This window comes from Providencia sp. 2024EL-00732 (genome assembly GCF_044006275.1).
GTDB classification, from domain to species: Bacteria; Pseudomonadota; Gammaproteobacteria; order Enterobacterales; family Enterobacteriaceae; genus Providencia; species Providencia huashanensis.
The window spans coordinates 66,745-81,072 of sequence record NZ_JBIPDG010000012.1 but is presented as its reverse complement, the minus strand read 5'-3'; the positions used below and the strand labels follow the sequence as shown (position 1 = coordinate 81,072).

The 14,328-nt window shown below is 39.9% G+C and carries 8 protein-coding genes and 1 pseudogene; 6 read left to right on the top strand and 3 right to left on the bottom strand.

Features of this window, described 5'->3' with window-relative positions; genetic code table 11:
- Position 1: 1 nt before the first annotated feature.
- Together ACHB7C_RS16945 and ACHB7C_RS16940 are read right to left on the bottom strand one after the other, a co-directional pair.
- Positions 2-2,710 (bottom strand): type VI secretion system tip protein VgrG, encoded by a 2,709-nt coding sequence (locus ACHB7C_RS16945; protein ID WP_198860911.1) that lies wholly within the window; start codon positions 2,708-2,710, stop codon positions 2-4.
- A 762-nt stretch (positions 2,711-3,472) separates the two neighbouring features.
- Positions 3,473-3,616, bottom strand: a pseudogene (locus ACHB7C_RS16940) (transposase); the annotation flags it as partial.
- A gap of 529 nt (positions 3,617-4,145) precedes the next feature.
- Here ACHB7C_RS16940 and ACHB7C_RS16935 point away from each other — a divergent pair.
- Genes ACHB7C_RS16935 through ACHB7C_RS16920 form a run of 4 tightly spaced genes read left to right on the top strand, consistent with a single transcriptional unit; the run spans position 4,146 to position 8,828 of the window.
- Entirely contained in the window at positions 4,146-4,445 is a 300-nt protein-coding gene (locus ACHB7C_RS16935; RefSeq protein ID WP_208291984.1) for a YtcA family lipoprotein, read from the top strand.
- Between the two features lie 3 nt (positions 4,446-4,448).
- Positions 4,449-5,489 (top strand): multidrug transporter subunit MdtN, encoded by a 1,041-nt coding sequence (gene mdtN / locus ACHB7C_RS16930; RefSeq protein ID WP_272579404.1) that lies wholly within the window; start codon positions 4,449-4,451, stop codon positions 5,487-5,489.
- On the top strand, positions 5,476-7,344 hold the full coding sequence (locus tag ACHB7C_RS16925; protein ID WP_166685118.1) for an FUSC family protein: 1,869 nt from the start codon (positions 5,476-5,478) through the stop codon (positions 7,342-7,344). The genes mdtN and ACHB7C_RS16925 overlap by 14 nt, the downstream gene beginning before the upstream one ends.
- A 2-nt stretch (positions 7,345-7,346) precedes the next feature.
- Positions 7,347-8,828 carry a TolC family protein gene (locus tag ACHB7C_RS16920; protein ID WP_042846143.1) on the top strand — a complete coding sequence of 494 codons (1,482 nt, stop codon included), beginning with the start codon at positions 7,347-7,349 and terminating at the stop codon, positions 8,826-8,828.
- A gap of 55 nt (positions 8,829-8,883) precedes the next feature.
- On the opposite strand, the gene ACHB7C_RS16915 is transcribed toward ACHB7C_RS16920, so the two are convergent.
- Complete coding sequence (locus ACHB7C_RS16915) at positions 8,884-9,900, bottom strand: linear amide C-N hydrolase (protein ID WP_042846142.1); 1,017 nt, start codon at positions 9,898-9,900, stop codon at positions 8,884-8,886.
- Between the two features lie 425 nt (positions 9,901-10,325).
- On the opposite strand from ACHB7C_RS16915, the gene hypF reads away from it, so the two are divergent.
- Both hypF and hybO read left to right on the top strand, forming a co-directional pair.
- Entirely contained in the window at positions 10,326-12,602 is a 2,277-nt protein-coding gene (gene hypF / locus ACHB7C_RS16910) for a carbamoyltransferase HypF (protein WP_395347991.1), read from the top strand.
- Positions 12,603-13,207: 605 nt separating this feature from the next.
- The gene (gene hybO / locus ACHB7C_RS16905; RefSeq protein ID WP_042846126.1) at positions 13,208-14,326 is read left to right on the top strand and encodes a hydrogenase 2 small subunit; all 1,119 of its coding nucleotides are present in this window, start codon (positions 13,208-13,210) and stop codon (positions 14,324-14,326) included.
- Positions 14,327-14,328: the final 2 nt, after the last annotated feature.

Genomic DNA, 14,328 nt, shown 5'->3' with positions numbered 1-14,328 from the left:
ATTACTTATCCTTTTTGAATGCGGTTAAAAACTCTGAAAGGTTTTGACCCCAAGCATCGCCAATACGTGCATTTTCACGCTCTTGGCTAGGTGCGCTTGGTCTAAATCCAATATTGACTGTAGGCTCGTTACTGTCATCATCTTCAGCAGGTGGTGGCACTGTAATGTCATAACGATCGCCACTGAGTAGGTATAGTTGATAGCTATCTGTGGGAATATCATGGTCAATTTGGACATTACCTTGCGCATCACTTATACCTTTTAAAATAAGCGCTCCGTTGGCATACAGTTCATACGGCTCAAAAGCACGCGCCTTCATCGGACTCTGCGGAGAGGAGCTCAGTTGAAAGCGCAAGGTTTGTTTTGGCATTGATTGCGGAAACTGTGGATGAGTGACATCCATTGAAGCCGCTCCTTCAACCACCCAGTTAGTTGCTTTGACGGTTTGGTTGCTGGGGCTGCCGTACTCAATCTGCCCACCTTTCAAGCGAATATAAGCACCACCGCAGGTCAGCAATAACTCATCTTTAGCGGCGACGACAGTTTTACCGCCCGTGCTGGTGATGGTCATGTCTTTGAGTGAGGTGAGGTGCATTTCATCGCTTTGCGCTTGGATTTCCACCTTGCCTTTAGCCGCGAAGGCTTTTATACCCAAAGTATGGGCAAACAAACTAATCGCTTGACCTGCCGCTAAGGTGATTTTTTTACCTACCGAGATATCAGTCTGTTTATTGGCCGTCAGGGTAATGTTTTCACCGCTGTGAGCCTGCACCGTTTTCGGGGAGGTGAGAGCAATACCTGCAGGGGCGCTGAGTAATAACGCCGCTTGCTGCAATTTATCAATAGATTGAGTCAGTAACGTTTGTTGCGCTTTTAAATCTGCTAGTTCGGCTTTTGCCACCTCTGCCGCTTCGCGTAGCGAACTGACTAAATTCAGCGCATCATCAAGCTGTTGCTTGGCTTCGCGCATATCCAGTTGTTCAGACGAGGCTTTCGTGCGTAAATCTGTGCTGATAAACAGCCCTTTTCCTGCTCGAATAGCGCCCCAGCTGTCGGTTCGCAGCTCAAAGCCATCACCGCGCTTTTCACGCCCTTGATTAACCAGATGCCCTAAATTGAGTTGCGATTTCCCCCCGTATTCGGTGCTGAATTTGATGTGTTCTTCCCCGCGTTTGTCTTCCATGCGTAGCTTATTATTTGCCGGAGTACGAATGACATTGCGGGTATTATTTTTGTCGGTGATGTGGTCGGGACGATGCGAGTCATGCAACGCATGGGCGATATACGGCCTATCCGGGTCGCCCTGATGGAACCCAATGGCAACTTCTGTCCCTTGGATTAAGGGGAAGTGCATGCCGTAGGTATCGCCTGCGTAGGGTTTCGCCAGCCGCACAGGCATGCTTTCATACCCAGTGGGCTTTTCATCACGGTCGGCATCGAATTTAACCCAATAAAATCCATGTTCATTTTGATGGGCATAGATATCATGTGGCTTGGCGCTAGTAATCCGCGCCATTAACGTACCTGCAATCACGGGGCGAGGTTTAAGAGCTGGTCGCCAGCACAAAGCTTCGGTGTACGACGTTGCTTCAAACTGCACGACTAAGGCACTGCTGCGGCTACCTGAAAATCGCAGGCGGCTCAGGAGGATTTCAGATTGAAAGTCAGACGGTAATGTTGAAGGCAGTTGGTTATCGGTAATTTTGAGCACCAATAGCGGCGTTAGCATCGGTGAATTACTTTTACCGTACAGTTGAGTTTGACGAACCAAAAAGCGTTCATGGTCAAGGCGTGACCAAAAGTGAGCGGTTTCCGTTTCAGGTTGGTACTTCTCACCGCGCTCAAGGTGACGAGGTTTATAATGGTAGACATCGCCGTAGTGGATGTCCTCTCCCTCACCTCGAGTCATATCCGTTTCAATCGATTGCAGAGTTTGCATCGCTTGGCGGTGATTGTAATCTTTGGTGGTGACACTGCGCTCAACCACTTGATGACGTAGTGATAACCCCCAGACACTTTCTACACCCTCGTCATTCATCCCTGATGGGCTATTGAGAGGTAGCTTGAGGTCATACACATAGGCTCGTTGGCTATCCCCAAAATGAATAACTTCGGTTTTGGTATCCGGTTGCAAACTGAACGAATAGAAAATCCCCACTTCACTTAGCAGGCGTTCAATAAACTGCCAATCACTCTCATTGATTTGGTTAATTTGCTCCCGCTTTGGGTATTGACGCTGCAAATGAAACTCAAATTCCCAGCCTTTCATGTCATGCTCACGTAAGATGAGGTCAATGACGTCTGGCACGGATTTATTTAAGAAGAAGCGGTGAGTGCGCATTTGGTGGCGTAATAAGGAGACAAACGGTTCTATCACAATTTGGTATTGTGTTTCATCAGCGGAGCCAGACAGCCGCTTGAAGTGGGTGATCACGCCATGAACACGTTTTTGCGGCTCATTCAATGTGTTCAGCATAGCCAATGGCAGGGTAGGCGATGAAAAGGTAAAATCAGCACTGCGGCGTAGAAATTGTTGCGCTTGCAGGTTTTTGTTTGGGGAGGTAAAGGTAATCTGATAACGATAAGTTTCACTAATGGCTTCACGTCCCGTGAAGTGCTCAACGTCTAAGTGGGTCTGGCAACCTTGTACAGCAAGCTGGTAGCGATTATGGGATTGAAACGGCTTAATGACAATGTCGAACAAGCTCATGACGTATTCCTTTCAGATGCTTTGTGGCAACCGAAAATGAAATGCTAGAGTAAGGTTATCCACGCTAATGCCAATTTATTTACCTTAAGCTAACCGATTGTTATAAATAAAAACAAATTTATTATTTAAAAATTTTGACGCATTTAGCATAAAATAGATTTATCTGAATGGTTTTACACGAATAATAAGTTTTTTTGGCAGTTAAATTATATGCATGTGGCGGGTTTAACTAACCGTTTGTCTTAATGCTTTACTTTTGGTTGTGGCTTATACTTGGGGTATTAGCGCTAGGTGTTCAGAGTCGTTTAGAAAAGACATATTGTTCCGATAACCGAGTCCAGAAGAAATTCTAAGGTAAGCTGGTGTCCTTTTAACCGTGAGATCCCTGTCGGAAAAATTTTATAGATATTGCGTGGAAACATTTAATAATGATCTTAATACGTTTCATCATTACTCTTTGATTAATCGTGGGGCCTTCTCATGGCAGGGCGATCCATCATCATGGCTATTAAGTATAACATTTACTATGGTTGAGCGAGTATTTGTGAAACGTAGTGATTATCAAATCAACCAACATGGTGCTGATGATTGAAAGCCTTGCTTGTGTGATGGAAGCATTCTGAGTTGGATTTTTATTATTTAAGGCTTGTTATGCTGTAGAAGTACCAAGGCAGGCAACGTGAGACCCATATTGCTTTATTTTGCCTTTTTAGTTTTAGCCAGTTAATTTTTACAACTAATAAAACGCCTCATTACCTATTTTCAGCTTTTAATTGGCATACTCCATTTTTTAGAGGTAGATTCAATTGCTAAATAAATCACTTTCGGCACAGAGTCATCGCTGGGGAAGACCTTACGTTTCTTTATAGCATGACGGATAACGCTGTTTAATGACTCGATGGTATTAATATAACTATCTAATTCGACTATATGAATTAAATTTTTAGGGGGAATATATACCGATGATATATAAATTGATGTGGTCGACTTTCGTTTTAATAAAGTTTTAAAGTTAATTTTTGGAGCGGTTATTTTTGATTGTCATAATAAGACAGTCTAATTGTTACCTGAAATAGGCCAAGAGTAAAATTGTTTTAAATTTCTAGTGTTAAATCATATCGAGATAGTTAAATTAGTTCATATTTCCGTTTAATAGGCTTAGTTAATCAGTTTAAGCGGTTAATTTGATATTGAACTTTGCATAATATTGTACTTGTTCAACATTATAACCAGTATGGTCTTATACTGATTTGATTAATGTATATGCTTATTAATCAATGTATTGGGTTGTTATTGAGCTTTTTTTTGACGGGTGGGGAGTCGGTGAAACTCAGTTAATAAAAAATAAAACCAATGTTTATCTAGTTGAAATTTATTTATTTTATAATCATAAAAAAAACGCTATAGTAATAAGCAATCAATTAATAATCATATAATGATAGGTAATATTGATGTGAACTTGCTTAAAAAATATTGTCATCATTTTAGCATTAGCTTGCTAGCTTTTTTATTAGTAGGCTGTACACAGGGAAACTCCCCACTATTTCCTATGCTAGGTGCTTATTTTCCTTATTGGATGTTGTGTGTCTTAATTGGACTAATAGGCGCAGTGTTATTACGTGTTCTTCTGGTCCGCTTAGAAATCGATGATAAGTTACCGTTGCCCTTGCTGTTTTACTTTGGTGTCTTGCTATCGATTGCCATTACAATATCTTTACTTTATTTCTCTCATTAAATTATGAATACAGAAAATAAAAAAAAGCTCGCAATCATTATCACAATCGGTGTGTTTGTGGCTCTATTGCTTTTGCTATGGAAAAGCCTGCAATCATCAGTTTTGAACCCATTAAGTGAAGATGCGGTGATTGAGGCAAATAAAATCAATATATCTTCTGTGGTACCTGGGCGGATCAGCCAATTTCATGTTAAAGAAAACATGGAGGTCAAGGAAGGTGACCTATTATTTACGATCGACCCTACCATGTACCAGTTGCGAGCGGATCAAGCTCGAGCTGAATTACTTGTTGCAGAAGCAGCCCTCAGTAATAAAAAGAGGATCATCGTTGCTGAAACTTCAAATTCTGAAGTAGCAGAAGAACAAATCAAACGTGCACAAGTTAATCTTGCTCTTGCCACACAGTCATTAAAACGTTTAGAGCCTTTATTAGCTAAAGGTTTCGTGACTGCTCAACAGGTTGATGATGCACGTACTTTAAAACGTGATGCAGAAGTCAGCTTAAAACAAGCCCAAAAACAAAATGTAGCTTCTGAAGCATTAATTAATAATACCAAATCCGAAGAGGCTCTCGTTCAGTCATTAAAAATGTCATTGGCTATGGCGGAGTGGGAATTAAGTAATACGGAAATCAAAGCACCGAGTAATGGTTATATCGTCGGGTTAACCATGTCTGCTGGTGAGTTTGTGTTATCAGGCCAGTCTATATTTACATTAATAGATACTGATACATGGTTTGCATCTGCTTACTTTAAAGAAACGGAGTTAGGCAATATTCAGATGGGGAGCTGTGCAGTAGTTTACTCTATGATCAATAATAAGCAGCCAATTAAAGGTAAAGTGCAAGGTACAGGTTGGGGGGTTATGTCTACTGATTTGCTCAATATTCCTAGGGATTTGCCTTATGTGCCTAAATCACTAAATTGGGTACGAGTCGAACAACGTTTTCCTGTCAGGGTGATTTTAAATAATCCACCTAAGGAATTAATGCGAATAGGTGCCACAGCTACTGTTAATATAGTATCTAAAGATGATGACTGCTAAAACTTCACTAGTTTTTCAACAAATAAAGCAGGATTTGTTGCCATTCGAGTTTCGGTTTTCGACGGCGTGGCGTATTTCTCTACTCTGCGCATTAATGGCAGGTATTGCCATGTTATACGAAATACCAGAGTCGGCGATCAGTTGTTACCTGATCATTTACCTTGTTAAGTCTGACGCAGTTGAAAACATACTATTGTGTATCGGTGTCATAGTCTTATGCAGTATTGCTGTTTGTGTGATTTTTATATTATTTAACTTAACCATTCAAAATGTGATGTTACGCTTTTTCTTTATGGCGTTATTTTCTGGCTTATTTATGTATTTATCTTCCGCCAGTAGTTTGGGCGATATTGGTAATTTAATCGCGCTTGTGATCGCATTTTTAATGACATTAATTGATGATATTCCTTTTGGCGATGCTGCAACTAGGGGGCTGCTGTATGCTCTCTTAATGGCAGTATCACCTATGTTACTGGTTATTATCTTTAATTATTTTTTTGGTATTAGCCCAAGAAAATTATTACTCAATAAATTGTCAGAGCGCTTTTTAAGTGCGCATCAATTTTTTTTAGGGGATAAGCTCCAGCCAATTAAAATAACCGAAGCTTTAGCTACTCAGTCTGAATGCAAACGTTATTTAATGTTTATTAAGCTTTTTTTCCTAAAAGGGAAAAAAGAAATACAATGGCTAGATAGCATGATTGATAATTCCTATGAAATACTGATCATGTCTTTGAATTTACCGGATGATACATCATCAGCAGTGCGTATTGAGCTATCAGAAAAATGCCAATTTATTGCACAGTGTTTATCTACAAATCAACTTGAACAGTTAGAAAACCTTAAAGATAGCAAACCAACTAATAAGAGCAATCAACAGTTATTGGATGATTTCCTAAATATTTTATTTAAGAATAAAACATTCAGTGACCCAAAAACGAAAATGCCGTTTTTTGTTGAGGATGCTTTTACTAATCCTAATCATAAATATTTTGCAATAAAAACCACTTGCGCAGCACTGATATGTTACGTTCTTTATGACTTTTTTGAATGGCAAGGCATCCATACGGCGATGATCACTTGCTATGTTGTCGCATTAACATCAGTTGGTGAAACTGTGCATAAACTGACACTGCGTATCACGGGGTGTTTAATTGGTGCACTGATTGGGATTATTTCGTTACTTTATATTATTCCTCATTTATCCGATATTTTTAGCTTAATGGTATTGATTTTCTTCTGTATTTTACCCGCAGCATGGGTGGCTGCCGGTAATGAGCGTATTTCCTATGCAGGAGTCCAAGTTGGACTTGCATTTTTGCTAACGGTATTACATGGGTTTAAACCTAGTTTTGATATGGATGTCGCTTCCGATAGGATTTTAGGCATCTTATTAGGCAATATAGTGATGTATATTATGTTCACTAAAGTGTGGCCCGTATCCATCATGACCACGATTAATAAGCAAATTAAGAATATCTTAGATAGTTATGCGGCACTTAAATTAGGCAATTATGAGAATAATGTGCAAGCGCTCAGTTTAGTCTCAACAATTAATGAAGGCGTAATAAAAGCAAAAGATGATATAGACTTGTTAATCTTTGAAACTCACTCTAAAGATAAAGGTGATGCTTTAACTCGCTTCTTTAAACAGCTGTTAGCTGAAGCCTCAGTGGACAGTTATCAAAATTATGCTTCTAAATTTATCTATTTTAATCATAAAGATAATTTAGATCCCCATGCATGCGCTAAATCAATTAGTGACTTTAAACGTGATGTATTAAATTCGCTACCGATAATATTATCAGCTCAAGAAAAAGAGCAAGTCATGCAAGAACTCATTAGTGAGAAGTAATAATGACGGCACAATTAACAAAAAGTAAAAACAAACAGTATTTGCTCACTACTTTTCTGAGCGTATTTCTTGTCGGATGTGTCGATACCAGCCGCTCATTTATGGAAAAAGCCCAGCAGCCGCTACGATATGAATCCGAAAAATACCTTTCTTCTCCTGAAGAGAATTTGTATGCCGAACATAATGAAACACTTAAAGAGCAGTATGACTTGGCTGATCTTATCGATGTTGCGCAAAAAAATAACCCTGAAACACGTATTGCTTGGGAATTAGCCAAAAAGGCGGCGGTTGATGTTGGAATGGTTGAAAGCACCTATTTGCCTGTTATTACAGCAACAGCATTAAGTGGTTATCAACGAGGGACTGTAAAGCTTCCGCATAATGATCTTGTTGATAAAATCGATGTTTCTAACCATGTTTTTATCCCAGCGGTGACGTTTCAGTGGTTGTTGTTTGATTTCGGTAAGCGTGAATCTCTCGCGAATGCAGCAAAACATGCGGCTCTAGCTTCCGATTTGAACTTTAATTTACTTCATCAAAAGGTCATTCATGATGTTACTACGGCTTACTATACTTACGGAGCCGCACAGAAAAAAAACAAAATTACTGCTGAATCCTTAGCGCGCAGTAAAAATGTCCTTTATGCGGTGGAACAGAAAAAGGCGCGAGGTCTTGCGACCGTGCTTGATGTTGCATTAGCTAAGCAACAGGTTGCTCAATTAGAATTCCAAAGCGTATTAGCCGCAGGGAAAGAAAAAGACCAGTACCAATTATTGCTATCATCCATTGGTATGTCTCCACTTCAGTCTATCAATATCCAATATAGCGACAAAGATGTTCTCCCTGATGATATCGCGCCATTGACCCATGAAAGGATCAGGAATGCATTAGCTCAACGCCCTGATGTACTTTCTAATTATGAGCTTATGCAAGCAGCGATGAAAACGACTCAATCCGTTGAGTCTGATTATTTTCCTAAAGTCTATTTGGCCGGCGCTGTTGCTGGGGGAAATAGTAGCTTAGATGTACAGGGGTTACCCGGTATCAATCAAAGTACTTCCTCTTCAAATATTTTACTTGGGGTGAGTATTCCGCTTTATGAAGGGGGGATCAGGCAAGCCCGTATGAAGAATGCACAATCAGATATTCTGATTGCTCAAGAAAATTTACGAAAAAGCCAAGAGTTAGCGATCCGAGAAATGAGCTTAACTGAGAACGCGTTAAAATCAGCATTGGAAGCGCATAAAGCGGCAAAAAATTTAGTTGAAACAACTCAGTTAAGTTATACCGCAAGCGTTGATTTTTATCATAATGGGCTAGGCACGGTGACTGAAATTAATGCGGCAGAAATAGCATTATTTACAGCAGAACTTGCCCGTATTGATGCTTATACTGGCTCAGTTATTGCTGCTGTTGATTTAGCTTTTTCATTAGGGGAAATAGAAAAAGCATTACCTCGTTATGAACAGGCTAAAGCTAAATAAATAGTTTTAAACTGTAGAAGATAGGGATTACTATCTTCTACAATTGGTGATTAAATTAATAAATATCGAGTTGTTTAAAAATAGCTTTACCTTCATGGCTAAATTGGTCAATCGAATATTGAGTATAATTCATTTCACCATACCCTCTAATATAGATAGTTCCATTAGATAAATCAGATAAGCAAGTCCAGACAGTATATTCAGACAGTAAAATATCACCTTTCCCTTCACCTTCTCCGATATTATCAACAGTGATATTTTTAGTGCGATCAAAGTTATTCATTATATGGGCAAGGGTATTTATTGCCTCTTTTGCATTATCAGCTTGCGGTGCGTAAGTACTATAAAAAACGGCACGAACAAAACGCCCAACCGAGGTATCTGAAGAAGGGAGGTTTGCAGTTGCAATTCCGCTATCTGGCTGAGTCACTCGGATATTACCTAATAGATTGGTTGACTTATCAAGGTTAGATAATTGGCTATAATTATTGAGGTTTTTTAAATGCCATTGAAAATCAGGCCCATTAGTCATTACACGAGTTGGGTTATCAAAGACTTGTAATTTGCCGTTAACAGCTTCAACGACGATACTGCCACCTTGTTTATCATAAAAAGCATAATGGAATGGTGATTTTAAATTCCTAAAGTTGACGAGGATTGGGGACCAAAAGAAGCCACTTTCAATAGCTTTTTTCACTTCGTTAACATTGCTAAAACTAGATAAAGCCCATTCACCTATCGAGGTGACAGGTAATGACTTGGAATAATTTTCAGGTTCAATCGGTGAGAGTTCTGCTTCTGTGATCATATTGGCACTAAAAGTTAACCCCTCACTATTTAAACCTTGAAACATATTATGGTTATCACCATCAAAATAAATTTCAGTTGTTATAGCAAGAATGTCGAATTTAGATGTATAACTAATACCATTTTGACCATCAGGTGATTTTTTCTGAAAGAAGGTATTTACTGGGTAATATGTTATCCAAGAAGGTAAGTTTTCAGTTAATTCTAGTGTTCGTCCTTGGTAAATATGATTTTGACTATCTACTATTGATAAGCTTGTGCACATTTTATTAGTCTCTTATTGATAACATGTCAGTAAATTAGTAAATAATAATGACGCATACTATAAACTTATATTAGCTTCACTGAATAAACAATAACGAATATAATTTAATGTTGTTTTATCTAATAAATATCGGTTGGTAATTCTGATTTTTTATGTAATTAATTCTTTGTGGTGCTATTATTTTCGCTTAATCACTGAGGTTAATTGGGGGGATTAGATGCCATCAAATACGGGTATTAGCAGAATAACCTTTCGGGTCACTTTAATCGAATGAAAGATGGATTTATCAGTGGTTAAGTTGCTGAATTAAAGTTTGATACATCATTGCATCATTGCATCATTTCTCATACTTTTTTGATCTTAAGTGAAGTTTTCTTTAACTATTAGCGTGAAAATATACCCTTAGTAATAAAGAGGGTGTGTAAGTGGAAAACGGAATACAGCTTCGTATAAAAGGTAAGGTTCAGGGGGTAGGGTTTCGGCCATATATTTGGCAACTTGCTCATCAATGCCATCTTTATGGTGATGTTTGTAATGACGGTGAAGGGGTGCTAGTTCGTTTATGTGCAGGCACTAATTTAAGCGAGTTCATACAATTACTACATCAACACTGCCCGCCTTTAGCACACATTGAAAGCGTACAATCAAGTTCATTTCAATGGCAGATATTACCTGAGAGCTTTACTATTCGCCGTAGTGGCGAAGGTCGAATGGATACACAAGTGATCCCCGATGCGGCAACTTGTGATGCGTGCTTGCAAGAACTTTTTACTCCCTCAAATAGGCGTTTTCATTACCCATTTACTAACTGCACCCATTGTGGTCCAAGGTTTACCATTATCCGCCATATGCCGTACGACCGACCAAACACGGCAATGGCTAACTTCCCATTATGCGCACATTGTTTATCTGAATATCAATCACCAGCCGATAGGCGCTTTCATGCTCAACCCAATGCTTGTGCGCAGTGTGGTCCAGAAATTAAGCTTTGCGATGGTTTAGGGCAAACTTTAGCGCAAAAAGAGGATGCTCTGTTATTGGCAACGGAGCAAATATTGCTTGGCAAAATTATTGCAATAAAGGGGTTAGGCGGCTTTCATCTAGCTTGTGATGCGACGAACGATGACGCGGTGAAACAATTACGCCGACGTAAGCGGCGGCCTACAAAACCGTTTGCAGTGATGGTTCCGTCCATAGGTTGGCTAGAGGATGAAAATATAAAGGTTAACAATGGGTTAAAGGCATTATTAAAAAGTCCTGCGGCACCTATTGTCTTAATTCATAAATGGGCGAATAACTCACTGAGTGCAGCGGTTGCTCCTAAACTGACAGAGTTAGGTGTGATGTTACCTTCCAACCCTTTACAGCACCTATTGATGGCAAAAGTGAAACGGCCATTAATTATGACTTCTGGTAATGCCTCTGGAAAACCCCCCGTATTAACTGAGGCTGACGCATTTACTGATTTAGCGAATGTCGCTGACTTTTGGTTGACACATAACCGAGACATTGTGCAGCGAGCTGATGACTCCTTAGTCCGTTACCACGATGGGCAGGCTGAAATGTTAAGGCGTGCAAGGGGTTATGTCCCTGATGCATTGGCCTTACCTAAAGGGTTTGAAAATGCGCCCTCAATACTCGGTTTAGGTGCGGATCTAAAAAATACTTTTTGCTTGTTGCGGGGCAATAGTGCAGTGATGAGCCAGCATTTTGGCGATCTTGATGACATGGATATTTGCCAACAATATCAAGATACGATTACTTTATTTGAGTCAATTTATCGCTTTATACCGAGTGTCATTGTGGGGGATATGCACCCAAACTATGTGAGTTACCGTTACGGAGAAACATTGGCGCAACAACGACAAATTCCCTTCATTAAGGTACAGCATCACCATGCTCATATCGCTGCTGTAATGGTAGAACATGGCTTGCCGTTAGATGGTAGTAAAGTGATTGGCTTAGCCCTAGATGGCTTAGGTTATGGCGATGATAATCGACTATGGGGAGGGGAATGTTTATTAGTCGATTACAACACTAGCCAGCATTTAGGGGGGCTACCGCCAGTAGCGCTACCCGGAGGTGAATTAGCATCGCGGCAGCCTTGGCGCAATTTATTGGCCCATTGGTTACAGTTTGTTCCACAGTGGCAGCAACAGGAAATGGCATTGCAGTTAAAGGAATTTCCTTGGCAGGGTTTGCAAAAAGCGATTCAACGAGGAGTTAACAGCCCCGTAGCTTCATCGGTAGGTCGGTTGTTTGATGCAGTTGCCGCTGCGTTAGGGATTTGTACGGCGGCGACCAGTTGGGAAGGGGAAGCTGCGTGTCAGCTCGAAGCATTAGCTTCGCAATGTGATGTTATGACGCACCCAGTCAGTATGCCTTTAATTGGCCAGCAATTGGATTTAAAAACGTTTTGGCAACAATGGGTTGCTTATCAAGCCCCTAAAGTGCAGCGTGCCCATGCATTTCATGTTGCTCTAGCACAAGGTTTTGCCGAACTTGCTAGAAAGTCAGCTCACCAATATGGTATTCACCGGATAGTGCTGTCTGGAGGGGTTATTCATAATCAGTTATTAAGGCGGTTGCTGGTCAGTAATTTGAACGAATTTGATGTACTGTATGCTAAACAATTACCCATGGGGGATGGGGGGGTATCATTAGGGCAAGTAGCTATTGCAGCAGCAAGATTAAAAGTTTAATTGAATATAGATACGATGATAATGAAATTATATAAGTGGATGGTAATATCTTCTTATACACCCATATTCTATTATTATCTTTATTATTTTTTGATATTGATTCTTATTTACTTTATTTCTCTGTATTAAAAATAGGCTTTTTATTAATACGCAAATTTCGGTTAATTAATTTAATTTAAAATAATGGTTTTCATTATCCTTATGAAAATAAATAAATTTTATATTTAAATTAATGTGATATGTAGCGCAATATTGAATTAAACAGACTATTTGTTTCTATGGTTATATTTTTTAATCCTCACGAACTGAATCGATTTTTCTAACAAATATATAAAAAAGATAAATTTTCTTATTACCTCTTGATAAAGATCAAGCGATAAAAAGCAAGTAGGAATAGGATCTTGTTTTATATTTATGCATCAGGTTACTTAAATAAGAACTTATTTCATTAGGCATGGTTTTATTTTCAATCTTACGGTAACAATACTAGCCAAAGGCGTATGCACATTAGGGCATAGGCGTGGTGGTATTTATAACCTCAAGATAATAAACAAAATTTGCCTAATGAATAGGTTCTAAGCCACCCATAATAATAGGAAAAAAGAATGATAGGAGATAACTCTATTATTTCTTCTCATGGTATAAACCGCCGTGATTTTATGAAGTTATGTACAGCATTGGCAGCAACAATGGGGCTAAGCGCGAATGCGGCCGCTCAAATTGCTGAATCTATTAGTGACCCATCACGTCCCCCCGTTATTTGGATTGGGGCTCAAGAGTGTACGGGCTGCACAGAGTCTTTGCTGTGTTCTACTCACCCCACCTTGGAAAACTTAATTCTTGATACGATTTCACTGGAATACCATGAGGTATTGTCCGCCGCTTTTGGAGAACAGGTCGAACAGAACAAGCATGCTGCGATAGAGAAGTATAAAGGCAAGTATGTATTAGTCGTTGATGGTTCTATCCCATTGAAAGATGGTGGTATTTACTGCATGGTTGCAGGAAAACCGATTGTTGAGCATATCCGTGAAGTGGCTGAACATGCGGCGGCGGTAATTGCTATTGGTTCTTGTGCATCATGGGGCGGTGTTGCGGCTGCTGGGGATAACCCAACAGGTGCAGTTGGCCTCAACCAAGTAATTAAAGATAAAACGGTTATTAATATCCCTGGTTGCCCACCAAACCCACATAACTTCCTTGCGACAGTTGCTCATTTAATTACCTTTAACAGACCTCCAAAACTAGACAGTAAAAATCGCCCAATGTTCGCGTACGGTCGATTAATTCATGAACACTGTGAACGTCGTCCTCACTTTGATGCGGGACGCTTCGCAAAAGAGTTCGGGGATGATGGTCACCGTGAAGGTTGGTGTTTATACCATTTAGGTTGTAAAGGGCCCGAAACTTACGGTAATTGCTCCACATTACAATTTTGTGATGTCGGTGGCGTGTGGCCAGTGGCAATTGGTCATCCTTGCTATGGTTGTAATGAGGAAAATGTGGGTTTTCATAAAGCTATCCACCAACTTGCGAGTGTTGAAAACCCAACACCGCGTGCGGACAAGCCTGATGTGAATAACCGTGAAGGTGGGCAAATATCATCAACCGCAGTGGGGTTAATTGGTGGCGTTGTAGGGCTAGTGGCTGGTGTGAGTGTGATGGCTGTGCGTGAATTAGGTCGTCAAAAACGCCAACAAGATACTGACTCACGGGGAGAATAACC

Coding starts and splice junctions, on each gene's coding strand:
- ACHB7C_RS16945 (WP_198860911.1), bottom strand. CDS start 2,710: ATGAGCTTGTTCGACATTGTCATTAAGCCGTTTCAATCCCATAATCGC.
- ACHB7C_RS16915 (WP_042846142.1), bottom strand. CDS start 9,900: ATGTGCACAAGCTTATCAATAGTAGATAGTCAAAATCATATTTACCAA.
- ACHB7C_RS16920 (WP_042846143.1), top strand. CDS start 7,347: ATGACGGCACAATTAACAAAAAGTAAAAACAAACAGTATTTGCTCACT.
- ACHB7C_RS16935 (WP_208291984.1), top strand. CDS start 4,146: ATGATAGGTAATATTGATGTGAACTTGCTTAAAAAATATTGTCATCAT.
- mdtN (WP_272579404.1), top strand. CDS start 4,449: ATGAATACAGAAAATAAAAAAAAGCTCGCAATCATTATCACAATCGGT.
- ACHB7C_RS16925 (WP_166685118.1), top strand. CDS start 5,476: ATGATGACTGCTAAAACTTCACTAGTTTTTCAACAAATAAAGCAGGAT.
- hybO (WP_042846126.1), top strand. CDS start 13,208: ATGATAGGAGATAACTCTATTATTTCTTCTCATGGTATAAACCGCCGT.